Here is a 24,211-nt window from a genome sequence, read left to right as displayed (position 1 = left end):
CGTCATGGATTGCTTCGCTGCGCTCGCAATGACGGCAATTACTTTCGGCTTTCAGTACGCGTTCTCGTTCTTGGTCAGCAACGCGAACGGCGTCTTCAGGAGAATGTAGAGGTCGAACAGCACGGACCAGTTCTCGATGTAATAGAGATCGAATTCGACGCGCTTCTGGATCTTCTCGTCGGTGTCGACCTCACCGCGCCAGCCGTTGACCTGCGCCCAGCCGGTGATGCCGGGCTTGACGCGGTGACGGGCGAAGTAGCCATCGACGGCCTCGTCGAACAGGCGGTTCTGCAGCTTGCCCTGCACCGCGTGCGGGCGCGGCCCGACCAGCGAGAGATTGCCCTCCAGCACGACGTTGAACAGTTGCGGCAGCTCGTCGAGCGAGGTCTTGCGGATGAAGCGGCCGACGCGGGTGACACGCGGATCGTTCTTCGTGACCACCTTCGAGGCCGTGGGATCGGCCTGATGATGATAGAGCGAGCGGAACTTGTAGACGTCGATCCGCTCGTTGTTGAAGCCGAAGCGCTTCTGCCGGAACAGCACGGGACCCGGGCTGTCGAGCCGGACCGCGAGCGCCACCAGTCCCATCACGGGGAGTGCGGCGAGCAGGATCAGTCCGCCCACCACGTGGTCGAACAGCCATTTCATCACCAGGTCCCAGTCGGTGATCGGCGCCTCGAACACATCGAGCGTCGGTACCTTGCCGAGATAGGAGTAGGAGCGGGGGCGGAAGCGCAGCTTGTTGGTGTGGGCCGAGAGGCGAATGTCGACCGGCAGCACCCACAGCTTCTTCAGCATTTCCAGGATGCGCGTCTCCGCCGAGATCGGCAGCGCGAACAGCACGAGATCGACGCGGGTCCGGCGGGCGAATTCGACGATGTCGTCGACCTTGCCGAGCTTGGGGCTGCCGGCGCAGGTGTCCATGGCGCGGGCGTCATTGCGATCGTCGAACACGCCGAGCATGTGGATGTCGGAATCTTCCTGGATCTTGAGCGCTTCGACGAGCTGTTCGCCGTTCTGGTCGGCGCCGACGATGATGGTGCGGCGGTCGAGACGGCCGTCGCGCGCCCAGGCGCGCACCATCGCGCGGAGCGCGAGCCGTTCGACGATCAGCGCGGCGAGGCCAATGAAGAAGAACGACGACAGCCAGACCCGCGACACCTCGCCGCCAAGCTTGGACAGGAAGGAGACGCCGATGAACAGCAGAAACACGAACGACCATGACGAGATCATCAGCCTCATCTGGCGAAGCTGGCCGCGGAAGACCTGGACCTGATAGATGTCGGCGGCCTGGAAGCAGATCACCGCGGACAGAGCCATGGCGACGATCGCGGCGATGTATTCCCAGTGAAGGTTGGCGTGCGGCACCACATAGGCGAAGTAGATGCCAATGCCGATCAGGCTCAGCAGCAGGAAGTCGGCGAGGCGGACCACGCCCGTGATCACGATCGGCGAATAGGCGCCGCGAACCTTCTGGTTGGCGACGGTGAGCGCGGCCGGCGACAGACGCCGTCGTCGTTCGACCTGCGGCTGTCCGGCCGCCGATTGACCGATCGTTGCCGCCGCGGCGGAATCCAGCATCGAGCGTGCGTTGAGCGGTTCCACGTGTCCACGTCCATTCCTGCGCATGCAGATAGGCATGCGGGCGCAGGGGCGAATATCCCCAAGGCTGACTTAACGGGACAAATCAGAAGAAACGGTTACACGGGTAAGAAATGGTTAACGTTCGGCAAATGCGTCGCGGTAGCCGGACAGCACGCCTTCGACCATCGCGCTTTGCGAGAAATGCTCGGAGATCCGCTCGCGTAGCTTTTGTGCCCGCGCTGCGGTCGCCGAGGGATCGTCGAGTGCGGCCTTGATGGCGTCAGCCATCGCGGCGACGTTGCTGGGGGCGAACAGGGCGTCGGTGTGGCTATCGAAGATCTCCGGGATCCCGCCGACATTGGCCGCGATCATCGGAACGCCGGCCGCGGCGGCCTCGATCACCACATAAGGCATCGAATCGCCGCGCGACGGGACGACCAGCAGGCTGCCCTTGGAGAAGCCGTAACGGGCCTTGACGTGGCCGATGAAGCGGACGGCGTCACCGAGCGACAGCCGCTTGACCTGCGCCTTCAGCGTTTCGGTTTCCTCGCCGTCGCCGCCCAAGGTCAGCGTCACCGGCTTTCCGTCGGCCCGCAGCTTGGCCACCGCGTCGATCAGGAGGTCGGCGCCCTTGATGTGCCTGAACTCGCCGACATAAACGATGTCGGTGGCATCGTCGGCCTTGGGTACCGGCTCGAATTCTTCCGCGGTGACGCCGTTGAACACGCAACGCACCAGCCCAGAAGGCACGCCGACCGTGCGCTGATAGGTGTTGCGGGCAAACGCGCTCTCGAACAGGAACAGGTCGGTGCTGTCCTTCAGCGTGCGCTCGAGCTGGCTGTAGAATTTGCCTTTCAGCGTGTCGAGCGGGTAGTGCAGCGATCCGCCATGCGGCGTGTAGACCCGGATGGTCTTTTTCGAGCGCGGCCGCAGCCGGACATAGGCGCCGGCCTTGGCGCCGTGGCCATGCAGGACATCGGGTTTCAGCTTCCAGATCAGGCCGATGATGCTCGCCCAGACCGTGACATCGGCGAAACGCGGCTCGCGGCGGATTGCGACGCGGTGGACGCCGAGCTTGAGGCGGGGCGCGATTTCGGCGAGCGCCGCATCCGCGCGCGTGCCGCCGGTGAGGCTGTCGGCGACGATTCCGACATAATGACCGCGCTCGATCTGGCCATTCGCAACGTCGAGGATGTGGCGAAAGATGCCGCCGACCGGGGCGCGGACGACATGCAGAATGCGAAGCGGCCGTTCCTGAGTTTGATCTTGCGCCATATCTTGCGTCACGGCTCAGAACCAGCGTTCGGCGACGAACACGGTGTCGCCCGGGCCAATCGGCGTCCCCGGCGGAACGATAAAGCGGCCCGAACCGGACGCGTCGGTGTGGGTGACGGTGACCGCATCGCGCTTGGCGCGCGGCGAGAATCCGCCGGCGATCGCCACCGCGCTCTCCACCGTCATGTTGGGCACGTAAGGATATTGGCCGGGGGCTGCGACTTCACCGAGGATGAAGAAGGGGCGGTAGGCGTCGATCTCGACTGCGACCGAAGGTTCGCGGATGTAGCCGTTGCGCAGCCGCGCGGCGATCTCGCCGGCGAGCCCGGCCGGGGTACGGCCGCGCGCCGGCACCGAGCCGATCAGCGGCATGGTGATCGAACCGGCGGCATCGATCGCATAGGTGTTGGTGAGGCCTTCCTGGCCGTAGACCACGACGCGCAGCTTGTCGCCGGCGTCGAGATGATAAGCGCTGTCGATACGCACTGGTACGGGCTCGGCATAGCCAATCGGGGCCGGCGCGACGGCGACCGGACCGGTCGTGCTCATGCAGCCCGTCAGCGCGAGCGCAGCAATCAGACAAACAATGGGGGCGCGCAGCTCGCGCATCGCTAAGGAATCCCGCAGAAAATATCCGTCTCGATTAACGGTGCTCATGGTTAACAAATAATGACCGTGGACGTGGCGGGCCTGCGCGTTTTGCCTTGGCCTGGCGGCCGATTAACCCAGCGGCAACCTTAATGGAGTGTAATCGCCCTGGTTGAGGTGGAGTCGCGGCGTCCGCGGGAGTGTGTGATGCGGTTTGCGTTTTGGCGTAAAGGCAAGGAAGAGACGGTCGTGCAACGGGCGTTGCCGAAGCCAGCGCCCGTTGCCCTCAAGGCTGCCGCCAAGCCGGCTTCCGTCAAGCCTGGCGGGACATCGGAGGCGGGCGATCTCGATCTGCATGCGCTTGGCAAGGCGCTGGGGCGCAAGCGCAGCTGGATCATCGTTCCAACGGTGCTCGCCCTTACGCTGTCACTGGTCGCCGTCAATCTGGTCACGCCGCGCTACAAGTCCGAAGCGCGCATCCTGATCGATGGCCGCGAGAACTCCTTCCTGCGGCCGAACGGCGAGCAGAACCAAGAGCGCACCGCGCTCGACGCGGAGGCGGTGACCAGTCAGGTACAGCTGTTGCTGTCGCGCGATCTGGCGCGCGAGATCATCAAGAAGAACAAGCTCGCGGAGCGCCCGGAGTTCGATCCGGTGCTGCAGGGCTTCTCGCCGCTGAAGTCGCTGCTGGCGCTGTTCGGTATCGGCCGTGACCCATTCAGCCTGACCCCGGAAGAGCGGGTGCTCGATGCCTATTACGAGCGCTTCAGCGCCTATGCGGTCGACAAATCCCGCGTGATGGTGATTGAGTTTCAGTCCCAGGATCCCGATCTGGCCGCGCGCGTCGCCAACTCGATCGCCGACGGTTATCTCGTGCTGCAGCAGTCGGCGCGACAGGAGCAGGCCAAATCCGCCAGCACCTGGCTCTCGGGCGAGATCGACAGTCTGCGCAAGAAGGTCTCGGATTCCGAATCGCGCGCCGACGATTTCCGCTCGAAATCGAGCCTGTTCGTCGGCACCAACAACACCACGCTGTCCAACCAGCAGATGGGCGAGCTGAACACGCAGCTCAACAATGCCCGCGCGCAGAAGGCGGATACCGAGACCAAGGCGCGCCTGATCCGCGAAATGATCCAGGGCAACAAGCCGATCGAGGCGTCTGAGGTGCTGAATTCCGAGCTGATCCGCAGGCTGTCCGAGCAGCGCGTGACGCTGCGCGCGCAGCTTGCCGAGCAGTCCTCGACGCTGCTCGACAACCATCCGCGCATCAAGGAACTGAAGGCGCAGCTCGCCGATCTCGATCGGCAGTTGCGCGAAGAGGCGAGCAAGGTGTCGCGCTCGCTGGACAATGATGCCCGTGTTGCCGGCGGCCGGGTCGAGGCGCTGTCCACGAGCCTCGACCAGGTGAAGAAGCAGGCGACGTCGAGCAACGGCCAGGATGTGCAACTCCGCGCGCTCGAGCGTGAGGCCAAGGCGCAGCGCGACCTGCTGGAATCCTATCTCGCCAAGTACCGCGAGGCGACCGCCCGCGAGAATATCGATGGCGCGCCGACCGACGGCCGCATCATCTCGCGCGCCACGGTCTCCAATACACCGGCCTATCCGAAGAAGCTGCCGATCGTGCTGATCACGACGCTGGCGGCGCTGCTGCTGTCCTCCGGCATCATCATCACAGGCGAACTGCTGCGCGTGTCGACGCCGGCTGCAGTCGCCCGCGCGTTCGCGCCGGTCGCTGCAACGGTTCGACGCCGCGAGCCGGTCATGGAGACCATCGTCGAGGATCAGCCGGAACCGGAACCGGAATTGGTGCTGGCACCCGAACTTGCGCCGGAGCCCGAATTGCCTCTGGAGCCCCCGCTTTCTTCAGAGCGTATCGCCGCGCCCGAACGCGCGATCAGCGAGCCGCCACCGTCGCGTGCCGCGTCGGCCGGCGAAATCGACGATGTCGCGACGCGTTTGGTCGAAGCCGGTGCCGCCGCGCACAAGGTCACGATCCTCGGCACAGCTTCCGGCGAGAGCGTCACGCTGACCGCGCTCACGCTCGCCCGCCTGATCGCCCGTCAGGCCAAGGTCGTGCTGGTCGATCTCGTCGCGTCTTCGCCGACGATGCTGGCCGCCTCGGTCGATCCGGCGTCGCCGGGGCTTGCCGAGCTGATGCAGGGCGAGGCGACGTTTGCGCAGATCATCACCAAGGACCGGCAGTCCCGCGTTCAGCTTGTCAGCGCCGGTCGTCCGGGCTTCGACCGCACGCAGCTGCAGTCGCCCCGGCTGACGCTTGCGATCGATGCGTTGCTCAGGGTTTACGACCACGTTCTGCTCGACGCCGGTTCGGCCGTCGATCTGCCCGCCGACCTCTTGACCAAGCAGGCGCAGGCCGTCGTCGTGCCCGACGCCGCGATGGCGCAGGATGCACGCCGGCTGATGGTCGACCAGCTCAGGGCCGTCGGGTTCTCCGAGGTGACGATGCTGAGCAAGCCGTGTCAGCCGTCGGAGGTCGCCGTGCCGCCACGGGTGGCGGCGGCATGACTGGCTCGTTCAAGGTTTAATGCGCCAATACGGGTTCGCGGGCGCTCCGCTCGAGCACCGGCTCGATCCGCAGCCTGATCGCGATCACGGCGCCGACCAGTCCCACCGCCGCGAGCAACAATAGCCCCGCGGTAAATCCGCCCGTGAGATCCTTCAGATATCCCATGGCGAAGGGGCCGGCGAAGCCCGACAGGTTGCCGAGCGAGTTGATCGCGGCAATTCCTGCGGCGGCCGAGGCGCCAGTCAGCATGCCTGCGGGCATCGGCCAGAACATCGGTGGCACCGCCGAGACGCCGATCTGGGCGAGGCAAAGCAGGCCGATGACCAACACCGGGTTTGACACCAGTCCGGCGAGGCCGATCCCGACGGCGGCCAGCACCAGCGCTCCGGCGACATGCATCTTCCTCTCGCCGGTCTGGTCGGAATGACGTCCGAGCAGCACCATGCCGACGGCGCCGAACACGAAGGGGAGTGCCGCGATCAGTCCGGTCTGGGTATCGGTGACGCCGAACGCCTTGATGATGGTGGGCAGGAAGAACGCGACGCCGTAACTGGCGGCATTGAGGCAGAAGTAGACGGCGGCGCAGGCCAGAATTCGCGGGTCGGTCAGCGACTGCAGAACCGAAATATGCTCATTCTGCACCGTTCGCTGGCGTTCGAATTCGAGGGTGTTCTGGATCCAGCTGACCTCGTCCGGCTTCAGCCACGTCGCCTGGCGCGGGAAGTCAGGCAGGAACATCAGGACGGCGAAGCCGACCAGGACGGACGGCAACGCTTCGCAGACGAACAGCCACTGCCAGCCTTGCAGGCCCATCCCCGACAGGTTGAGCAGCAGTCCCGATATCGGTGAGCCGACGATGCTCGAGATCGGGATCGCGAGCATGAACAGGCTGATGACGCGGGCGCGGTACACCGAGGGAAACCAGAGCGTCAGATAGAAGATGATGCCGGGAAAGAATCCGGCTTCGCAGGCGCCGAGCAGCAGGCGGAGGAAGTAGAAGATCCACTCGCTCGATACGCCGCTTGCCGCAGACATCGATGGAATGAAGGCAAATGCCGCTGATACGATGCCCCAGCTGATCATGATGCGGGCGATCCAGCGCCGCGCACCGAAACGTTCCAGCAGGATGTTGGAGGGCACTTCGAAGAAGAAGTAGCCGATGAAGAACAGACCGGCGCCCAGCCCGAACGCAGCCTCGCTCAAGCCGAGCGACGTGTTCATGTGCAGCTTGGCGAAGCCGACATTGACGCGATCGAGATAGGCCACGAAGTAACACAGGATCAGGAACGGGATCAGCCGCCGCATGATCTTGCCGATGGCGCGCTTTTCTACGGTGTCGGTCATTGTTCCCATCCCTGCAGTTTTTGGCTCGGCACGCGGTGAGGCTACGGCCGCATTTTGCTTTCGCTTGCAAGCTACGCGTTCCTCGGTGGGTAGTCGACAGGCGTGCGATCAATGGCAGTTGGGAACGCAGCCACGGTGCAACCGTCATGATGCAGCGCGGCATGAATGTTGGAACCTGGCGGGGCAGGATGGCGAAAAGCCGTGGCCATGTCTGTCAAACTGCCCAGCCCAAGGCGTGCCGAACGGCCGATCGACGTCGATCGGCTCGTCCTAAGGCTCAACGCTCAATGAGGGCGTTCGGCAGATCGTCGCCTGAGCCGAACTTGCCGGAGCTTCAGCGGAACATGCTGCGCAGGTTCTGTGCGATCTCGAGCAGGGCCGGGTTGTGCTTGACGGAACGCTTGGCGCGATTGAAGCCCGAAAACGCGCCCGCTGCCAGTTTTCCCCGCAGGCTGAGCGGAATGAAGCTGTCGAAGATCGCTTCGTCATCCTTGCAGAACAGCCGCTTGTACTCGTCCGAGCCGATGCCGAGGTCGAAGCCGCGGTAATCCTCGCCGGCATGGCGATCGATCATGTCGCGCATCAGGATCAGGCCCGGGCTGAATTTCGAATTGGCCGACATCGTGTAGGTGTTGAACATCATCGAGAACCGATGACCATCGGCGACACCGGCGAAGATCGCGATCACCTCATCGTCGCATTCCAGCGCATGGATGTCGATTGCATGGCGATCGCCGTCAGCGAGCGGCGTCAAGCAGGCGGCGCGGATGAATTGCTCGATGCCGGGCTCGGCGAACACGTCCGGCAGCTTCTGCTCGGCCATCCGCAGTGGCTTGACACGGAAGAACCAGTCGAGCAGGCGGCTGATGTCGGCGCTCTCGGTTGCAACGTGATAGCGGTAGCCGGGCAGCGCCTGCAGCTTGCGTGCCTTGCCCTTCAGCCGGCTGCGGAACGAATTGCTGATCAGCGCTGTGGGCGCCGCGCCCGCTTCCATCACGAGCAGCGGGCAATCGTTGACCGAGGGCTGGTGCGGTAGCAGCGCCAGCGGGTTCGGCAGGTCCTGCCAGCGCAGCGGCTGCTGATGCAGCGCCAGCGCATCGACGCGGGATCGCTCCGCGATCGAAGTGATCAGCGCGGTCATATCCGCTTCGGTCGCGTTGGCGGCGAAATCCTTGTCGCACAGCGGCATGTTGAAGGTCGCGTGCTTGCCGCCCATGAAACTCGCGCACCGCGCGCCCAGGCGCCGTTCGATGGCAAGCGGCAGCAGCATCAGCGGCCGGCGTTCGGCGTCATGGGCGACGACGACGAACGGGCGCAGGCCCTCGCGCTCGCCGACCTGCCGTTGCCAGGCGGCGAGGAAGTCAAAGCGCTGATAGGGAGTGAAGGATTGCCGCGACGTCTCGAAGCCGCGCCAGATCGGCTCGGCAGCAGTGAGATCATGGAAAACGTCGACGCCGGCGATGCGGCTTGCTGTCGACCACGCCCGTGAATCCGCCCTCTGGCCCTCGACCGCAGCAGCCATCGTCATCCCGGAACCCGTTCTTGGCAGGTATCTATTTACAGTTCTGGGGCGGGACCTTCGCAGGGAAATGTCAACAAAGAGTAATAACAATGCGGCAGCCGGCGCGCGGGAACCGCCGGACGGGGGCGGGACCTTGGCGTCGGAAAACAGGCTTTTGCGGCGGGCGCAGATGGAGCTCGCCTATTTCAGCGGCGCCTTCCGGCTGCGGCAGCGCGAGGTCGGCGGCGCCGGCGTGATCCTGCGCTTCGAGCGGGTTCGGCCGGCGAGAACCGCCCGGTTCCAGCCGCTCAAGTCTCGGGAGGTCACGCCAAAATTCCTCCATCGCACGATCCACGCGCTGAAGCGCTGGAACTACGACATCGTCGGGATCGACGAGGCGTGTCGGCGTGCCGTGGCGTTGCCCGAGCGGCGGCGCTTTGCCTGCCTGACATTCGATGGCGGCACCAAGGATTTCATCAGGCATGCCTATCCCGTGCTGGCCGGCCACGACGTCCCCTTCACGTTGTATCTGCCGACGGCCTTTCCCGACGGCGTTGGCGAGGCCTGGTGGCTGGCGCTTGAGGACGTTATCGCACGGGAGAGCCGCATCAGCCTGATGATCGAGGGCAGGGAACAGCACTTTCTGGTCCCGAAGGCGTCCGACAAATACGAGCTGTTCGACGTCCTGTTCAACTGGATGCGCAAGCTGCCGCCGCCGGACCTGTCGTTTGCGATCAACGATCTCGCCCAGCGCTATTCGGTCGACCTCGCGCTATTGTCGCGCGGGATGTCGCTGGATTGGAAGGATCTGGCGAAGCTTGTCGCGGATCCGAAGGTGACGTTCGGCTGCGCCACCGTGAATTATCCGGCGCTGTCGAACCTCAGGGAGTCAGACGCGCGGCGCGAAATGGCGATGGGGAAGGCGGTGGCGGAGACTGCGTTCCGGCGCGACGTCAGGCATTTCGCCTTTCCCTTCGGCGATCGTGAGTCGTTTCGTCGCCAACACGTGGTGATGGCGGAGGAGGCCGGCTTTGCCAGCGCCGTGTCGACCATATCAGGCGTTGTCAAAGCACAGGGACGCACCAACCTCCATGCGCTGCCACGCATTGCCTGGGACGGGCGGGTGCGCTCGTTGCGGATGATGCGGGTGCTGCTGTCGGGCGTCATGTTCGCGCCGGTGCAGCCGACGCGCACTGCGCGGGACTGAGTCCCGTTCTATTGCGCGGTGCTGTTCTCGACCAGCCAACATATAAAAGAATAGCTGGGCACATTTTGTGCATCGTTTTCGCCATGGGGCGGAACGGGGCGGAAGTGCAATGACCGAGGAGGGCCGGCCGACGACGGGTTCGGACGCCGTCCCGCGTGGCGTCGTTCCACCACCCGACCAGCCCCGGCCCGGATCGTGCGAGCCGCGCGGCCCGACCGCGGCCGCGCCAGTCCGCCGCGTGCACAACCCACGCATGGCCGGGCTATTCGACTCGCCGGTGCGCAACATCATCGCGGTCATCGCCTATACGCTTCTGGTGATGGCGATCGCCACCGGTGCCTACATGCGCGTCGGCTGGAGCTTTCGCGACGCCATCTACATGGTGGTCGTGACCGTCTACACCGTCGGTTACAACGAAGTGCGGCCGATCAACACGCCGGCGCTCAACGTCATCACCATCGGCCTGATCGTGTTCGGCTGCACCGGGATCATCTTCCTCACCGGCGCGCTGGTGCAACTGATCACCCAAAGCCAGATCAACCGAACCATAGGTCTGAAGCGCATGAACTCGCAAATCGACGACCTCAAGGACCACGTCATCGTCTGCGGCTTCGGGCGGCTCGGTGCGGTACTGGCGCGCTCGCTGCGAGCCTCCAGCACCGGCTTCGTGCTGATCGAGGAGGGCGAGGCGCGCGCGGCGGAGGCCCGTGCGCAGGGTTACCTCTGCATCCACGGTGACGCCTCCTCGGAGACGGTGCTGCAGGCCGCCGGCGTGATGCGGGCCGCGGCGCTCGCCACCGTGCTCTCCAACCACGCGGTCAACGTCTTCATCACGCTGAGCGCGCGGGCGCTCAACCAGAACCTGTCAATCGTGGCGCGGCGAACGCGCCTCCACCGAGAGCAAACTGCTGCAGGCCGGCGCCGACAAGGTGGTGTTGCCGACCCAAATCGGCGCGGAGCGCATTGCCGAGGTGATCCTGCACGAGGAATCGGCGCGCTTCATCGAGGGGCTGGAGCGCTCGCAGGGCTTTCAACGCACGCTGCACAATTTCGGCATCGAGCTGGAAATGGTCACCGCCGCGCCGCAGAGTGCCGCGGTGCGGATGACGGTTGCGGCGCTGGAGCGCCAGGCCAAGGGCGCGTTCTTCATCGTCCAGATCAACCGCCCTGACGGCGACGTGTTTACCGCGCCGCCGGATACCACCATCATCAACGAGGGCGACGGCGTGGTTCTGATCGGCCGACCCAACCGCGCGGCGCTGTTGACCTCGCTTTTCGAGTCGCGGGTGCGCGGTACGCGCGGGTGAGGGCAGCGATCAGTTCGGGACGCGGTCGGGCCGCAACATCCAGGATATGATCGGCATTGCCGGCAGTACCCAGCCGAGCCCGGCGACAACGTAGAAGATTGCCTGCAGCAGTCCAGAATTGGCGAGCCATGGCGTTTGCGCAATCGTCATGCCGAGCAGCGACCACACCACGACCAGGATGAGCAGGAAAATGGTTCCGAGCAGTTTGCGGGTGCGTAGGGCCATGGTCTGTATACGTAACTCGTGATCTCGGCGGTGCTTGCGCCGCTGGGAGGGCGGACTATAAGGGTCCCGAAAATCCAATCAAGTCAGGGCGAAATGGCCGGTATTTCCGCAAAGCCACCGCAGCTCCGCGCCGTCAGGATCTGGCTGTTCTCGGTCGCCGCGCTGATCGCGTTGATGGTGCTGGTCGGCGGCGCCACGCGGCTGACCGAGTCGGGCCTCTCAATCGTCGAATGGAAGCCGGTCAGCGGCTCGTTGCCACCCCTGACCGAGGCGCAATGGACCGAGGCGTTCGAGGGCTACAAGACCATCCCGCAATATCGCGAGCTCAACGCCGGGATGACGCTTCCTGAGTTCAAGACGATCTTCTGGTGGGAGTGGAGCCACCGGCTGCTCGGCCGCGTAATCGGCGTCGCCTATCTGCTGCCGTTCCTGTATTTCCTGTGGCGTGGTGCGGTACGCGGCGAGCTGGGTCGGCGGTTGTGGCTGATCTTCGGGCTCGGCGCGCTGCAGGGCGCCGTCGGCTGGTGGATGGTCGCATCAGGCCTGTCGCAGCGCGTCGAGGTGTCGCAGTATCGGCTCGCGACCCATCTGGTGCTGGCGCTGCTGATCTTCGCCGCCATCGTCTGGACGCTGCGGCGATTGTCGGACCGAGTGCCCGCGATCGCTTCTATCAGGTTGAGGATCACCAGCGCGGTGCTGCTCGTGCTCACCTTCGTGCAGCTCTATTTTGGCGCGCTGGTCGCAGGCCTGCGTGCGGGCAGGGTCTACAATACCTGGCCCGAAATCGACGGCGCGTTGATTCCGTCGGCGGACCGGCTGTGGTTCGAGACGCCGTGGTGGCGCAATTTGTTCGACAACACGCTGACTGTGCAGTTCGAGCATCGCATGACCGCCTATCTGCTGTTCGCGCTGGCGATCGCGCACGCCATCGATGCCGTGCGATCGCGCGCTGGAAGCGGCGTGATCGCGGGCGCGTGGTGGCTGGTCGCCGCCATCACGGTGCAGGCGACGCTCGGCATCCTGACGCTGCTGCATCAGGTGCCGATCGATCTGGCGTTGACGCACCAGGCGGTTGCGATCGTCGTGCTGACGTTCGCGGTGCTGCAGGTGGAGCGGCTCGGTGTGCGCCGGACCGAGCGGGAACAGCCGAAGCTCGTTCCCGTCGGCCAGCCCGGCTGATCCGCTACGACAGGTAATCCAGCCCGATATCGAGCGCGGCCGAGCTGTGGGTCACCCAGCCGACCGAGATCAGGTCGACGCCCGTTGCGGCGATCGCGGCCGCAGTTGCTGCGGTGATGCGGCCGGAGGCCTCGGTGATCGCTTTGCCGCGTGCCATCTCGACCGCCCGCGTGAGCTGCTCGGTCGTCATGTTGTCGAGCAACACGGCATCGACGCCAAGCGTTAGCGCCTCTTCGAGCTGCGACAATGTATCGACCTCAACCTCGACCTTGACCATATGGCCTGTGTTCGCCTTGGCGCGCTCGATCGCGTTACGGATGCCGCCAGCGAGCGCGATGTGGTTGTCCTTGATCAGCACGGCATCGTCGAGCGCGAAGCGGTGATTGCCGCCGCCGCCAGCGCGCACCGCATATTTCTCCAGCGCCCGCAATCCCGGGGTCGTCTTGCGGGTGCAGACGATTTGCGCGCGCGTACCTTTGACGGCCTTGACGAGGGTCGCAGTCGCCGTCGCAACGCCGCTGAGATGGCAGAGGAAATTCAGTGCGGTCCGTTCGGCGGTTAAGAGGCTGCGCGCCGGGCCATCGATGATCGCGATGACCTGGTCGGGCTCGACGGCACTGCCGTCCGGCTGCTCGGCGCGAAGCTCGATTGCCGGCGACACCATCTGAAAGGCAGAGCGCGCAATGTCGAGCCCGGCGACCACGCCGGGCTGGCGTGCCCGCATCACCAACCGGGTCTGCTGGTTGGCAGGCACGATCGCGTCGGCGGTGATATCACCGGCGCGGCCGAGATCCTCGCGGAGCGCAGTCTGCACGATCGGCTCATAGATCAGCGGCAGCAGGGGATTGAGGGTCATGATTTGGCACTCCTGACGGATGGCGTGGATTCGACGATGTCGCGCGCGGCAGCGAGCGCGTCGGTGCGGGTGAAGGATGACGGCACGGCCGACGGAGCGGTGTCCGGAAAATCGGTGCGGAAATGGCCGCCGCGGCTTTCCTCGCGCCTGACCGCGGCAACGGCGATCATCAGGCCGACCAATGCCGCATCGGATGTCGCACCCTGGCCGCGCGCGAGCGGATAGAGCCCGCGGATCGTACGTTCGATCCCGTCCCGATCGCGCAACACGCCAAGCCCCTGGGTGAGGATCGGACGCACGTACGCGGGATCGGCAGCCGGCGGAATTGTCTCGGCGCGCGGCATCGCCGGCGTGCCTTCGCGCGTGCCGGCGACGCTTGCTGCGACCCATTGCGCGCAAACGATCGCTTCCATCAGCGAGTTGCTCGCCAGCCGGTTCGCCCCGTGCAGCCCGGTTCGCGCCGCTTCGCCGCAGGCCCACAATCCCTGCACCGTGCTGCGTCCTTCGCCGTCCACGGCGATACCGCCCATGTGATAGTGGACCGCCGGCCGGATCGGGATCGGATCACGAGCGGGATCGATGCCGGCCATCTTGCAGAACGCGCTGATCACGGGATAGCGCTGCGCGAAGTCCGCGCCGGGATTCTTGCGGGCATCGAGGAAGGTGCGATGTCCGTCGGCGCGGTGGTGCCACACGGCGCGCGCGACGATGTCGCGGGGTGCAAGCTCGGCGCCGGGTTGATCCGCCATGAAGCGCGCTCCGGTCTCGTCGATCAGAACAGCACCGTCGCCGCGGATTGCCTCGGTCAATAGCGGCATCGGTCGCGACGGCCCGTCGAAGGCGGTCGGATGAAACTGGACGAATTCGAGATCAGAGAGTTTTGCGCCGGCATGTGCGGCGAGCGCGAGTCCCTGGCCGAAACATCCGTCCGGATTGGTGCTGTCGGCGAACAGTCCACCGATTCCGCCGGTCGCGATCACGACGCGGTTGCTGACGATTGTCAGCGCGCCGCGGTCGCTCGCCGCCAGCACGCCCCTGACTGCGTTGTCCTCGACCAGAATCCGTCGCGCCTCGACGCCCTCCAGCAAGGTGATCGATGGCGTGCGCCGGACCTCGGCGATCAATGCGCGCATGATCTCGCGGCCGGTGCCGTCGCCGGTGGCGTGCACGATGCGGTTGCGGCCATGCGCGGCTTCCAGCCCGAGGCGCCAGTCGCCGTCGGGCCGGCGGTCGAAGGCGACGCCAAGCTTGGCGAGGCGCTCGACGGCGCCGGGCGCGCCATGGACGATCCGGCTTGCGGCGGCCTCATCACAAAGGCCTGCACCGGCCGCGATCGTATCAGTGAGATGGAGGGCAGGGGCGTCGTCCTCGCCGACAGCAGCGGCAAGGCCGCCCTGCGCCCACATGCTGGAGGCCTCCGCGCCTAGCGGCGACTTCGACAGCAGCACGACCGGCTCGGATGCGAGTGCGAGGGCAGTCATGAGCCCGGCGGCGCCGCCGCCGATGATGACGGGGCGGCCAATCAGATCGGACATATCAGTGCTCATAACGCCAGCATCCTTTCGACGGAACGTCGCGCGCGGTCGGCGATCGCGGGATCGATCGTGACCTCGTGCTGATTGGTTTCCAGCGCGTGACGGATGTTCTTCAGCGTGATCCGCTTCATGTGCGGACAGAGATTGCAGGGGCGGACGAACTCGACATCCGGGTGCAGGGCGGCGATATTGTCGCTCATCGAGCACTCCGTCAGCAGCACCACGCGCGGCGGGCGTTTGGTCTCCACGAACGACTGCATTGCGGCGGTCGAGCCCGAATAATCTGCTTCGGCCACGACCTCGGGCGGGCACTCCGGATGCGCCAGGATGGTGATCCCAGGATGATCCTCGCGAAGCTGGCGGACGTCGTCTGCGGTGAAGAGCTCATGCACCTCGCAATGGCCCTTCCAGGCGATGATTTTCGTCGTCGTCTGCTTGGCGATGTTCTGCGCCAGATATTCATCGGGCAGCATGATGACGCGCTCGACGCCGAGCGATTCCACGACCTTGAGCGCATTGCCCGAGGTGCAGCAAATGTCGGACTCGGCCTTCACCGCGGTCGACGTGTTGACATAGGCGATGACGGGCGCGTCCGGATACCGCGTGCGCATCAGCCGCACGTCTTGCGCCGTGATGGAATCCGCAAGCGAGCAGCCGGCCCTGAGATCGGGGATCAGCACGGTTTTGGCCGGATTCAACAGTTTGGCCGTTTCGGCCATGAAGTGCACGCCGGCGAGCACGATGATGTCGGCGTCGACGTTGGTGGCTTCGCGCGCGAGCAGCAGGCTGTCGCCGACGATATCGGCGACGCCGTGGAAGATTTCCGGCGTCTGGTAGTTGTGCGCCAGCACCACCGCGTTGCGGCGACGTTTCAGGTCGAGGATCGCGTCGACGTCCTCGGCGAAGGTCGCCCATTCGAACGGCGGGATGACCCGTTTGACCCGCTCATAGAGCGGCGCGGTGCGGGCGAGCAGTGCGGTATTGAGGGAAACCATTTATACTCTCCTTGAGCATAAGATGGCTTATACTTAGCCTGAGCATAAGGTCTGTCAAGTGCGCGAAAGCGGGAGCTTGGTGCCGATGACGGCTCGTTCGGCCAGCACGGCGTGACGGAACCGGAACAGCTTGGCCGGCCGCCCGACGGTATCAGCGGCGATTGCGCCAGTTTCTTCAACGAGTTCCTGCTGCTCGATGAGGCGGCGGAAGTTCTGCTTGTGGACCAGCCGGCCTGCAAGCGCCTCAACACTGCGTTGCAGCTGTAGCAGGGTGAACTCGGCCGGCAGGAGCTCGAACACGACGGGACGGTATTTGATCTTGGCGCGCAGCCGCGCGATTCCGGTGGCGAGGATGCGGCGATGATCGGAGGTCATCGGCTTGCCCGGCACGATCGATGCCCCGCGGCCATTCTCCCGTCCGGCTTCCGGGATAAGCGCCGCCTCGTAGAGCAGCTCGTAGCGCTGCAGCACCAGTTCCTCGTTCCAGTCGCGATCGTCGAGACCGAAGGTGATGGCGCAGCGCTGCCAACGCTCGCGCTGCAGCGCCGGTGACGACGCGGATTTTGCCCACACCCTCAGCTTCGGCCCCAGCATCTTGGTGAGGAACACCGGCACGCCCGCGCGATGATCCTCCCACGGGAAATAATCGTACCAGCCGGTCCAATGCGCCTCAAATCCTTCGCCGACCCTGTCCTCCCGCGTGAGGCCGAGATAGCTGATCGAGATGCTGTGCGGGGTCTTGGCGTTGCCGGACCGGCCGCGGTCGGCGAAGGTGTACAACTGCTCGACATAGCCGAGCGGGTGGCCGGTCTGCGCCTCGACCCAGGCCCGCAAGGCGGTCTGCAGCGAGCGGTGGGCGAACTCGAACGGGCCGCTCGGCAGCGCCGATCCGCCTGCGATGGTCATGATCTTCGGTGTGCCGTCGGTGACGGCGACCAGCACCGCGACGAGGTCGGCGGTGGCTGCGTTCCCCGAAGCTGAGGTGCCGGTTTTCTGCGGCGATCTTGCCACGCGATCGTCCCTCGCTAGCAGTAGCCGTAGATGCCGCAGGCGTAGGGCAGGCGATCCCAGTAATCCACATAGGCGCCGCCGTAATAGGGGCCCCCGTAGCTGTAGGAATGACCGTTGCCGTAATAGCCGGGCAGCGAGGACGATCCCGGCAGCAGCGGTTCACCGGGCGCGATTACGAGGACAGGCTTTGAGTTGAGCGGGATCACTTCCGGTTCGACGATCACGAGCTGGCGTCCGCGCCGCACAAAGGTCGGCGGTGCCACCGTGGTGCGATAGCCGTAGTGTGCGTGGGGCAGGCCGGGCGGAAGCTGCCGCGCGGCGCGTTTGGTCGCGACAATGCTATCGGCGGCGTCGGCGGGCGCTATCGCTGATAGCGTGACCGCGAGCGGCAATATCCAGCGCAGCATCAATGCTCTCCCGAATCATCTGGAGCCAATTAATGCCACTTTATGCCGGAATCGGCGTTAACGAGAGGCTTGCCGTTTCCTGCGAATTCGCCGGAGCGGTGCAGGGCACCGCCCCGGAATTGGGGGGCGATCAGGCGTTCAGAGCCTGGTCGAGGTCGGCGAACAGGTCTTCCTTGTCCTCGATGCCGATCGAGAGCCGCACCACGTCGGGCGCCGCGCCGGATTTCACCTTGGCGGCATCGTCGAGCTGGCTGTGCGTGGTAGAGGCCGGGTGGATCACCAGCGAGCGGGTGTCGCCGACATTGGCCAGATGCGAAAACAGCTTCAGGTTCGACACCAGATTGACGCCGGCATCGTAGCCGCCCTTCAGGCTGAAGGTGAACACCGCGCCGGCGCCCTTCGGCGCATATTTGCGCTGCAGACTGTTGTACTTGTCGCCGGGGAGGCCGGCATAATTCACCGCCGAGACCGCGGCATGGGTGGAGAGGAATTCCGCCACCGCCTTGGCGTTGTCGCAGTGCTTCTGCATGCGCAGCGGCAGCGTCTCGATACCGGTCAGGATCATGAAGGCGTTGAACGGCGATAGCGCCGGGCCGAGATCGCGCAGGCCGAGCACGCGGCAGGCGATCGCGAAGGCGAAATTGCCAAAGGTCTCCTGGAGCTTGATGCCGTGATATTCCGGCCGTGGCTCGCTCAGCATCGGATATTTGTTGTCCTTCGCCCAATCGAATGTGCCGGCATCGACGATGATGCCGCCGAGCGAGTTGCCGTGACCGCCGAGAAATTTGGTCAGCGAGTGCACGACGATGTCGGCGCCGTGATCGATCGGCTTGATCAGATAGGGCGAGGCCAGCGTGTTGTCGACGATCAGCGGCACGCCAGCCTTGCGCGCTACGGCTGCGATCGCCTCGATGTCGGTGATGCTGCCGGAGGGATTGGCGATCGACTCGATGAAGATCGCCTTGGTGTGCGGCGTCACCGCGTGCTCGAAGCTTGCGATGTCGTCGGGATCGGCCCAGGCCACGTTCCAGCCGAACGCCTTGAAGGCGTGGGTGAACTGGTTGATCGAGCCGCCATAGAGCTTGCGCGCCGCAATGATCTCGTCACCGGGCCGCATCAGCTGCTGCAGCACCACGAGCTGCGCTGCGTGGCCGGAGGCGACCGCGAGCGCCGCGGTGCCGCCTTCGAGCGCGGCGACGCGCTCCTCAAGCACCGCATTGGTCGGGTTGCCGATGCGGGTATAGATGTTGCCGAAGGCCTGCAGGCCGAACAGCGAGGCGGCATGGTCGGCGTCATTGAAGACGAATGACGTGGTCTGGTAGATCGGCGTCGCCCGCGCGCCGGTGGTGGGATCAGGTTGCGCGCCGGCGTGGACGGCGAGGGTGGAAAATCCCGGAAGGCGATCGGTCATTCTTTGTGTCCTGTTGTGGCCTGGTCGAGAACGCCGGGCATGCTGATGGCGGCGATGTCTGCCGTCAAGGCAGGTTGGCGAGCGTGCTTCGCTATACTATTTGCACGCGACGATTGTTCCGCTGATGCGTCAGGTCGTCTCGGTTCGGTTTTTTGCAGCGCGGTCGGAGGCCGCAGTCTGGCCGCCGCCAAAACTCGTGCGGTTGAGCGACAGCCGCATGCCCTGCGTCGGGACCGGTGCGCGCTTGGAGCTCAGCGTGCGCGAGTTGACGCCCATCCAGGAGATCTCCGACGACAGCCGGCCATACTCGATCTTCGGGCAGCGGTTCATCACGACCTTGAGGCCGGCGGCTTCCGCCTTCTCGGCGGCGGCATCGTCGCGCGCGCCGAGTTGCATCCAGATCACCTTCGGCGGCGGCGACAATGCCAGAGCCTCTTCGACCACCGGCATGATGTGGCTGGAATTGCGGAAGATGTCGATCATGTCGATCGGACGGCCGATGTCGGCGAGCGAGGCCACGAACGGCTTCCCCATCAGCGCCTTGCCGACATGGCCGGGGTTGACCGGGATCATGTCGTAGCCGCGCTGCGCCAGATATTTGAACGCGAAATAGCTCGGCCGCACATTGACCGGCGAGGCGCCGACCATCGCGATCGACTTCACGCTGTTGAGGATGCTGCGGATGTAATCGTCGTCGTAGGCGTCGTGGTTCATTTTTCTTCCGGTTTGTCATTCCGGGGCGATGCGGAGCATCGAACCCGGAATCTCGAGATTCCGGGTTCTCGCTTCGCGAGCCCCGGAATGACGACGCGGGAGTTGCGTCGTCATTTGTCCCGCCATTTCGGCTCGCGCTTCTCGATGAAGGCGCCGATGCCTTCTTCGGCGTCGCGCGCCATCATGTTCTCGGTCATGACCTCGGCGGCATAGCGATAGGCGTCGGCGAGGCTCATCTCGGCCTGGCGATAGAACGCCTCCTTGCCGAGCTTGACGGTGTAGGCCGATTTCAGCGCGACCTGTTGCGCCAGCGCGATCGCGGCATCACGCTCGGTGCCTGCGGGCACCACGCGATTGATCAGCCCGATGCTTTGCGCGGTGGCAGCCGTGATTGGCTCGCCGGTGAGCAGCATCTCCATCGCCTGCTTGCGCGGCACGTTGCGCGAGAGTGCCACCATCGGCGTCGAGCAGAACAGGCCGATGTCAACGCCCGGCGTCGCGAACGTCGCGATCTCGGAGGCGACAGCGAGATCGCAGCTTGCGACGAGTTGGCAGCCGGCCGCGGTGGCAATGCCCTGGACCGCAGCGACCACCGGCTTCGGCAGCTGCACGACAGTCTGCATCATCATGCTGCACGCGGTCATGATCTCCGCGAAATAGGCACGGCCGCGATCGGGATCGGTGCGGCGCGCGGTCAGTTCCTTCATGTCGTGGCCGGCGGAGAAGGCAGCGCCATTGGCGGCGATCACGACGCCACGGATCGACTTGTCGCCAGCGGTGTCCTTCAGCGCAGCGTGCAACTCGCCGATCAGTCCTTCAGACAGGCTGTTACGCGCGGCGGGGCGATTGAGCGTCAGTACCGCAATACTGCCCACGGTCTCGCGCAGCAGGATCGGGGTTTGTGGCGCTGGCGCGCGGGCGGCTTGGGCGGACATGGTTAAATTCCACTAGGGTCTATATGACAACTTAATGTAACAGGCAGGCTGAAGCGAGGGCAGGGGCGGCATGGCAATTGCGAAAATGAGCGTGGCCGAACTGGAGGAGTTCCTGCGCAGGGAGTTTCCGCAGGCGTTCGCCAGTGACGATATCAGGATCGAAAGCGCCGACGGCGAAACCTGTTTGCTGCGACAGCGCTTCAGCGAGCGCATGTTGCGGCCGGGCGGCACGGTGTCTGGACCCACGTTGATGGGGCTCGCCGATTTCGCGATGTACGTGGTGCTGCTGTCGGCGATAGGCCCGATCGGCCTCGCCGTGACAACCAATCTCAACATCAATTTCCTGCGCAAGGGCCTGCCGGGGCAGGATGTGCTCGCGGTGGCGAAGCTGCTCAAGCTCGGCAAGCGGCTTGCGGTCGGCGAGGTCAACCTGTTGTCCGGCACGTCGCCCGATCCGATTGCCCACGTCACGGCGACCTATTCCATTCCAAATACATAAGCATTTTGACGGTACTATTGCACCATATTTATAAGCTATTGAATTGGCTTGGCTAATTCTGAAGATGAAGCGTTGACGTGCGCGCGCGGCTTCTCTAGACATCCGCCCAGTTCGGCGCATACGGCGCCGATTTCTTTTTTCACGGATCCCAACATGAGCACGTTCTCGGCCAAGCCCGCCGATGTGACGAAGAAGTGGGTACTGATCGACGCCAAGGGTCTGGTCGTCGGCCGTCTCGCCACTCTCGTCGCCATGCGTCTGCGCGGCAAACACCTGCCCACCTACACCCCGCATGTCGATTGCGGCGACAACGTCATCATCGTCAACGCCGCCCATGTGGTGCTGACCGGTCGCAAGCGCGAGCAGAAGGTGTACTACAAGCACACCGGCTTCATCGGTGGCATCAAGGAGCGCACCGCGAAGCAGATCCTCGAGGGTCGTTTCCCCGAGCGCGTCGTCGAAAAGGCGATCGAGCGCATGATCCCGCGCGGCCCGCTCGGCCGCATGCAGATGGGCAATCTGCGCGTCTATCCCGGCGCCGAGCATCCGCATGAAGCGCAGACCCCCGAGAAGGTCGATATCGCTTCCCTGAACCGCAAGAACACGAGGGCCGCATAAATGTCCGATACGTTGCAGTCCCTCGATCAGCTTTCGCAGGTCAAGCCGGTCGCTCCCGAAGCGCCGAAATACATCAAGAAGGTCGACAAGCTCAACCGCGCCTACGCCACCGGCAAGCGCAAGGACGCGGTCGCCCGCGTCTGGATCAAGCCGGGTGCCGGCAAGATCTCCGTCAACACCCGCGATGTCGAAATCTACTTCGCCCGTCCGGTGCTGCGCATGATGATCCAGCAGCCGCTGGTCGCAGCCGCGCGCAACGGCCAGTACGACGTGATCTGCACCGTCGCCGGCGGCGGTCTCTCCGGCCAGGCCGGTGCCGTCAGACACGGCATCTCGAAGGCGTTGACGAACTTCGAACCCGAACTGCGCGGCGTGCTCAAGAAGGGCGGCTTCCTGACCCGTGACTCCCGCGTGGTCGAGCGCAAGAAGTACGGCAAGGCCAAGGCGCGCAAGTCGTTCCAGTTCTCGAAGCGCTAATTCGAGTCCTAAAATTCGCGGCAATTGCCGCAAACATCGATCGGAAGAGGGCGCTGGGAAGCGCCCTTTTTCTTTGGGTGCGCCAGGCATGGCGCGGAGCGGCGTGACTGGGGCGATTTGGTCGGAGTGGTGTCTGACCGATGACTTGGAGGTGAGAGTCCTCTACGGACCCTGGTGATAGGAACCGTTAGCCTAACAGCAAGGGCGTCGTCGCGAGGCGGGGTCTGAAGGAAGCTGTAAGCAAAGTGCCGGCCTGACGAACAGCAAGCGCATATGAGGCGTCCGCACCTGGGCGAGGGAGCCCAAAAGCCCAAAGCCCGATATCACCCGGAAGGTGCGGCCGTAGATGCGACAGGTATATGGCACGAAGGTCATGCGTCTTACCCTGGGAGGTCTGTCGTGCTGCCCCCGGCAACGGGTGTGCTACCGGCGTCGCAAGGCGCCGGGATGGGACGGCAGAAGTCAGCCGAGGCTGTAGTAGCCGGCAGCACCAAGCCGGCGAAGGGCCGAACGTCGAGTACCGGAGGAGGCCGGTCTGTCGATGGTGCCAACAGATGCAGACGATGACGCTGAGATGCGTCGTGCCCATCCCGAGGGTAGCGGCCGGAAGCCGCCAGAGCAGGGAATGGGTGCATCAATCGCCACGGCGAGATCGCAACCTTCCGCTCCGGAGGTGGAAGTGCGGCTGATGGAGGAGATCGTCAGCCGAGCGAACATGATGGCGGCCTACCATCGGGTGATGGCGAACAAGGGCGCTGCGGGCATCGACAGGATGGCCGTGGAGCAGTTGCAGCCGCACCTGAAGGAGCACTGGCCGCGCATCAAGGAAGAACTGCTGGAAGGCCGCTACCGGCCGCAGCCGGTGCGCGGGGTGGAAATCCCCAAGCCCGGCGGAGGGATGCGCCAACTCGGCATCCCGACGGTGGTGGATCGGCTGATCCAGCAGGCGATGCATCAGGTGCTGATGCCGCTGTTCGATCCAGACTTCTCCGAGGCTTGGTACGGCTTCCGTCCGGGGCGCAGCGCGCACGGTGCGGTACTTGCCGCGCAGGCGCACGTGGCCGAGGGTCGGCGCTTCGTCGTCGACCTCGATCTGGAGAAGTTCTTCGACCGGGTGAACCATGACGTGCTGATGGCACGGGTGGCGCGCCGGGTTGCGGACAAACGGGTGCTGCGGCTGATCCGCCGCTACCTGCAGGCTGGATTGATGACGGGCGGGATTACGCCGGCGCGGAGCGAAGGCACGCCACAAGGCGGACCTCTGTCGCCACTGCTGTCGAATATCCTGCTCGACGATCTGGACAAGGAACTCGAACGACGAGGCCATGCCTTCTGCCGTTACGCTGACGACTGCAACATCTATGTTCGGACGCGGCGGGCCGGCGAGCGGGTGATGGCATCGATCACGCGATTCCTGACCGGGCGACTGCGGCTCAAGGTCAACGCAGCGAAAAGCGCGGTTGACCGTCCCTGGGTGCGGACCTTCCTCGGCTTTACCATGACCGCCCACCAGCAACCGCGCCTTCGGGTGGCGGTCAAGAGCGTGAAGCGGTTGCGGAGCAAGCTGAGGACGACACTGCGCCAAGGGCGTGGACGAACTCTGGCATCGACCGTCAAAACCTTAACCCCCATCCTGCGCGGCTGGCTGCAATACTTCCGGCTGGCGGAGGCCAAAGGGGTGTTCGAGGAGCTTGACGGCTGGATGCGGCGCAAATTGCGCTGCGTCCTCTGGCGCCAGTGGAAACGACCTCGGACACGCCTCAGACGCTTGATGCAACGTGGGCTCGATCCGGAGCGGGCATGGCGGTCGGCCTCCAATGGCCGCGGTCCTTGGTGGAATGCCGGGGCCAGCCACATGAACGATGCCTATCGCGCCGCCTTCTTTGCGCAACTCGGTCTTCCGTCCCTCATCGGATTGCACCGCCACCTCAATCGTGCCTGACGAACCGCCGTATACGGGACCGTACGTACAGTGGTGTGGGAGGGGGAAGCCGCAAGGCTTCCTCCTACCCGATC

The 24,211-nt window shown here is 64.8% G+C and carries 23 protein-coding genes; 9 read left to right on the top strand and 14 right to left on the bottom strand.

The window, feature by feature from the left end; translation table 11 throughout:
- Positions 1–51: 51 nt before the first annotated feature.
- The 3 genes from UP10_RS31995 to UP10_RS31985 all read right to left on the bottom strand — a co-directional run bounded on the left by UP10_RS31995 (position 52) and on the right by UP10_RS31985 (position 3,408).
- Positions 52–1,605: an undecaprenyl-phosphate glucose phosphotransferase gene (locus UP10_RS31995; RefSeq protein ID WP_044591191.1), complete on the bottom strand. Its 1,554-nt coding sequence runs from the start codon at positions 1,603–1,605 to the stop codon at positions 52–54.
- Between the two features lie 114 nt (positions 1,606–1,719).
- Positions 1,720–2,859, bottom strand: a complete 1,140-nt coding sequence (locus UP10_RS31990; RefSeq protein WP_044591190.1) for a glycosyltransferase family 4 protein — start codon at positions 2,857–2,859, stop codon at positions 1,720–1,722.
- A gap of 15 nt (positions 2,860–2,874) precedes the next feature.
- A complete protein-coding gene (locus UP10_RS31985) occupies positions 2,875–3,408 on the bottom strand; it encodes a polysaccharide biosynthesis/export family protein (RefSeq protein ID WP_245322003.1) in 534 nt (177 codons plus the stop codon).
- A 246-nt stretch (positions 3,409–3,654) separates the two neighbouring features.
- Between UP10_RS31985 and UP10_RS31980 the strand changes: the two genes are divergently transcribed.
- Positions 3,655–5,973: a GumC family protein gene (locus UP10_RS31980; RefSeq protein ID WP_044591188.1), complete on the top strand. Its 2,319-nt coding sequence runs from the start codon at positions 3,655–3,657 to the stop codon at positions 5,971–5,973.
- 16 nt (positions 5,974–5,989) lie between these two features.
- On the opposite strand, the gene UP10_RS31975 is transcribed toward UP10_RS31980, so the two are convergent.
- Complete coding sequence (locus tag UP10_RS31975) at positions 5,990–7,327, bottom strand: MFS transporter (RefSeq protein ID WP_050043878.1); 1,338 nt, start codon at positions 7,325–7,327, stop codon at positions 5,990–5,992.
- Positions 7,328–7,652: 325 nt separating this feature from the next.
- Positions 7,653–8,846: a GNAT family N-acetyltransferase gene (locus UP10_RS31970; protein ID WP_044591186.1), complete on the bottom strand. Its 1,194-nt coding sequence runs from the start codon at positions 8,844–8,846 to the stop codon at positions 7,653–7,655.
- 127 nt (positions 8,847–8,973) lie between these two features.
- Here UP10_RS31970 and UP10_RS31965 point away from each other — a divergent pair, with 127 nt between their 5' ends.
- From UP10_RS31965 to UP10_RS45485, 3 genes are all read left to right on the top strand, one after another.
- A complete protein-coding gene (locus tag UP10_RS31965) occupies positions 8,974–10,026 on the top strand; it encodes a polysaccharide deacetylase family protein (RefSeq protein ID WP_082077352.1) in 1,053 nt (350 codons plus the stop codon).
- 109 nt (positions 10,027–10,135) lie between these two features.
- Positions 10,136–11,197 carry a potassium channel family protein gene (locus tag UP10_RS31960; RefSeq protein WP_050043877.1) on the top strand — a complete coding sequence of 354 codons (1,062 nt, stop codon included), beginning with the start codon at positions 10,136–10,138 and terminating at the stop codon, positions 11,195–11,197.
- Positions 11,130–11,333 carry a TrkA C-terminal domain-containing protein gene (locus UP10_RS45485; RefSeq protein WP_050043876.1) on the top strand — a complete coding sequence of 68 codons (204 nt, stop codon included), beginning with the start codon at positions 11,130–11,132 and terminating at the stop codon, positions 11,331–11,333. Before UP10_RS31960 ends, UP10_RS45485 begins: the two co-directional genes overlap by 68 nt.
- A 9-nt stretch (positions 11,334–11,342) precedes the next feature.
- Here the strand turns inward: UP10_RS45485 and UP10_RS31955 are convergent, their stop codons facing one another.
- The gene (locus tag UP10_RS31955; RefSeq protein WP_044591184.1) at positions 11,343–11,558 is read right to left on the bottom strand and encodes a DUF2842 domain-containing protein; all 216 of its coding nucleotides are present in this window, start codon (positions 11,556–11,558) and stop codon (positions 11,343–11,345) included.
- 93 nt (positions 11,559–11,651) lie between these two features.
- On the opposite strand from UP10_RS31955, the gene UP10_RS31950 reads away from it, so the two are divergent.
- Positions 11,652–12,737, top strand: a complete 1,086-nt coding sequence (locus UP10_RS31950) for a COX15/CtaA family protein (RefSeq protein WP_044591183.1) — start codon at positions 11,652–11,654, stop codon at positions 12,735–12,737.
- A 4-nt stretch (positions 12,738–12,741) separates the two neighbouring features.
- Here the strand turns inward: UP10_RS31950 and nadC are convergent, their stop codons facing one another.
- The 8 genes from nadC to UP10_RS31910 all read right to left on the bottom strand — a co-directional run bounded on the left by nadC (position 12,742) and on the right by UP10_RS31910 (position 20,601).
- Positions 12,742–13,593 carry a carboxylating nicotinate-nucleotide diphosphorylase gene (nadC, locus tag UP10_RS31945; RefSeq protein ID WP_044591182.1) on the bottom strand — a complete coding sequence of 284 codons (852 nt, stop codon included), beginning with the start codon at positions 13,591–13,593 and terminating at the stop codon, positions 12,742–12,744.
- Positions 13,590–15,140, bottom strand: coding sequence for an L-aspartate oxidase (locus tag UP10_RS31940; protein ID WP_044591181.1), 1,551 nt, complete (start codon positions 15,138–15,140; stop codon positions 13,590–13,592). Before UP10_RS31940 ends, nadC begins: the two co-directional genes overlap by 4 nt.
- Positions 15,137–16,123, bottom strand: a complete 987-nt coding sequence (gene nadA, locus UP10_RS31935; RefSeq protein WP_044591180.1) for a quinolinate synthase NadA — start codon at positions 16,121–16,123, stop codon at positions 15,137–15,139. Before nadA ends, UP10_RS31940 begins: the two co-directional genes overlap by 4 nt.
- A 54-nt stretch (positions 16,124–16,177) precedes the next feature.
- Positions 16,178–17,134, bottom strand: a complete 957-nt coding sequence (locus UP10_RS31930; protein ID WP_044591179.1) for an NUDIX hydrolase — start codon at positions 17,132–17,134, stop codon at positions 16,178–16,180.
- A 14-nt stretch (positions 17,135–17,148) separates the two neighbouring features.
- Entirely contained in the window at positions 17,149–17,541 is a 393-nt protein-coding gene (locus tag UP10_RS31925; protein WP_044591178.1) for a hypothetical protein, read from the bottom strand.
- A 130-nt stretch (positions 17,542–17,671) separates the two neighbouring features.
- Entirely contained in the window at positions 17,672–18,952 is a 1,281-nt protein-coding gene (locus UP10_RS31920) for an O-acetylhomoserine aminocarboxypropyltransferase (protein WP_044591177.1), read from the bottom strand.
- 129 nt (positions 18,953–19,081) lie between these two features.
- Entirely contained in the window at positions 19,082–19,666 is a 585-nt protein-coding gene (locus UP10_RS31915; RefSeq protein ID WP_044591176.1) for a CoA-binding protein, read from the bottom strand.
- Between the two features lie 110 nt (positions 19,667–19,776).
- Entirely contained in the window at positions 19,777–20,601 is an 825-nt protein-coding gene (locus UP10_RS31910; protein ID WP_044591175.1) for an enoyl-CoA hydratase, read from the bottom strand.
- Between the two features lie 70 nt (positions 20,602–20,671).
- On the opposite strand from UP10_RS31910, the gene UP10_RS31905 reads away from it, so the two are divergent.
- The 4 genes from UP10_RS31905 (at position 20,672) to ltrA (ending at position 24,137) form a co-directional block, all read left to right on the top strand.
- Entirely contained in the window at positions 20,672–21,100 is a 429-nt protein-coding gene (locus UP10_RS31905; RefSeq protein ID WP_044591174.1) for a PaaI family thioesterase, read from the top strand.
- Positions 21,101–21,253: 153 nt separating this feature from the next.
- Positions 21,254–21,718 (top strand): 50S ribosomal protein L13, encoded by a 465-nt coding sequence (gene rplM, locus UP10_RS31900; protein ID WP_044542458.1) that lies wholly within the window; start codon positions 21,254–21,256, stop codon positions 21,716–21,718.
- The gene (gene rpsI / locus UP10_RS31895) at positions 21,719–22,195 is read left to right on the top strand and encodes a 30S ribosomal protein S9 (protein ID WP_044591173.1); all 477 of its coding nucleotides are present in this window, start codon (positions 21,719–21,721) and stop codon (positions 22,193–22,195) included.
- A 688-nt stretch (positions 22,196–22,883) separates the two neighbouring features.
- On the top strand, positions 22,884–24,137 hold the full coding sequence (gene ltrA / locus UP10_RS31890; protein WP_245321761.1) for a group II intron reverse transcriptase/maturase: 1,254 nt from the start codon (positions 22,884–22,886) through the stop codon (positions 24,135–24,137).
- Positions 24,138–24,211: the final 74 nt, after the last annotated feature.

The organism is Bradyrhizobium sp. LTSPM299, from assembly GCF_000938235.1.
Taxonomy (GTDB): Bacteria; Pseudomonadota; Alphaproteobacteria; order Rhizobiales; family Xanthobacteraceae; genus Bradyrhizobium.
This window is presented reverse-complemented; position numbering and strand designations above follow the sequence as displayed.

Coding starts and splice junctions, on each gene's coding strand:
- UP10_RS31990 (WP_044591190.1), bottom strand. CDS start 2,859: ATGGCGCAAGATCAAACTCAGGAACGGCCGCTTCGCATTCTGCATGTC.
- UP10_RS31985 (WP_245322003.1), bottom strand. CDS start 3,408: ATGAGCACGACCGGTCCGGTCGCCGTCGCGCCGGCCCCGATTGGCTAT.
- UP10_RS31980 (WP_044591188.1), top strand. CDS start 3,655: ATGCGGTTTGCGTTTTGGCGTAAAGGCAAGGAAGAGACGGTCGTGCAA.
- UP10_RS31975 (WP_050043878.1), bottom strand. CDS start 7,327: ATGGGAACAATGACCGACACCGTAGAAAAGCGCGCCATCGGCAAGATC.
- UP10_RS31970 (WP_044591186.1), bottom strand. CDS start 8,846: ATGACGATGGCTGCTGCGGTCGAGGGCCAGAGGGCGGATTCACGGGCG.
- UP10_RS31960 (WP_050043877.1), top strand. CDS start 10,136: ATGACCGAGGAGGGCCGGCCGACGACGGGTTCGGACGCCGTCCCGCGT.
- UP10_RS45485 (WP_050043876.1), top strand. CDS start 11,130: ATGACGGTTGCGGCGCTGGAGCGCCAGGCCAAGGGCGCGTTCTTCATC.
- UP10_RS31955 (WP_044591184.1), bottom strand. CDS start 11,558: ATGGCCCTACGCACCCGCAAACTGCTCGGAACCATTTTCCTGCTCATC.
- UP10_RS31950 (WP_044591183.1), top strand. CDS start 11,652: ATGGCCGGTATTTCCGCAAAGCCACCGCAGCTCCGCGCCGTCAGGATC.
- nadC (WP_044591182.1), bottom strand. CDS start 13,593: ATGACCCTCAATCCCCTGCTGCCGCTGATCTATGAGCCGATCGTGCAG.
- UP10_RS31940 (WP_044591181.1), bottom strand. CDS start 15,140: ATGAGCACTGATATGTCCGATCTGATTGGCCGCCCCGTCATCATCGGC.
- nadA (WP_044591180.1), bottom strand. CDS start 16,123: ATGGTTTCCCTCAATACCGCACTGCTCGCCCGCACCGCGCCGCTCTAT.
- UP10_RS31925 (WP_044591178.1), bottom strand. CDS start 17,541: ATGCTGCGCTGGATATTGCCGCTCGCGGTCACGCTATCAGCGATAGCG.
- UP10_RS31920 (WP_044591177.1), bottom strand. CDS start 18,952: ATGACCGATCGCCTTCCGGGATTTTCCACCCTCGCCGTCCACGCCGGC.
- UP10_RS31915 (WP_044591176.1), bottom strand. CDS start 19,666: ATGAACCACGACGCCTACGACGACGATTACATCCGCAGCATCCTCAAC.
- UP10_RS31910 (WP_044591175.1), bottom strand. CDS start 20,601: ATGTCCGCCCAAGCCGCCCGCGCGCCAGCGCCACAAACCCCGATCCTG.
- UP10_RS31905 (WP_044591174.1), top strand. CDS start 20,672: ATGGCAATTGCGAAAATGAGCGTGGCCGAACTGGAGGAGTTCCTGCGC.
- rplM (WP_044542458.1), top strand. CDS start 21,254: ATGAGCACGTTCTCGGCCAAGCCCGCCGATGTGACGAAGAAGTGGGTA.
- rpsI (WP_044591173.1), top strand. CDS start 21,719: ATGTCCGATACGTTGCAGTCCCTCGATCAGCTTTCGCAGGTCAAGCCG.
- ltrA (WP_245321761.1), top strand. CDS start 22,884: ATGGAGGAGATCGTCAGCCGAGCGAACATGATGGCGGCCTACCATCGG.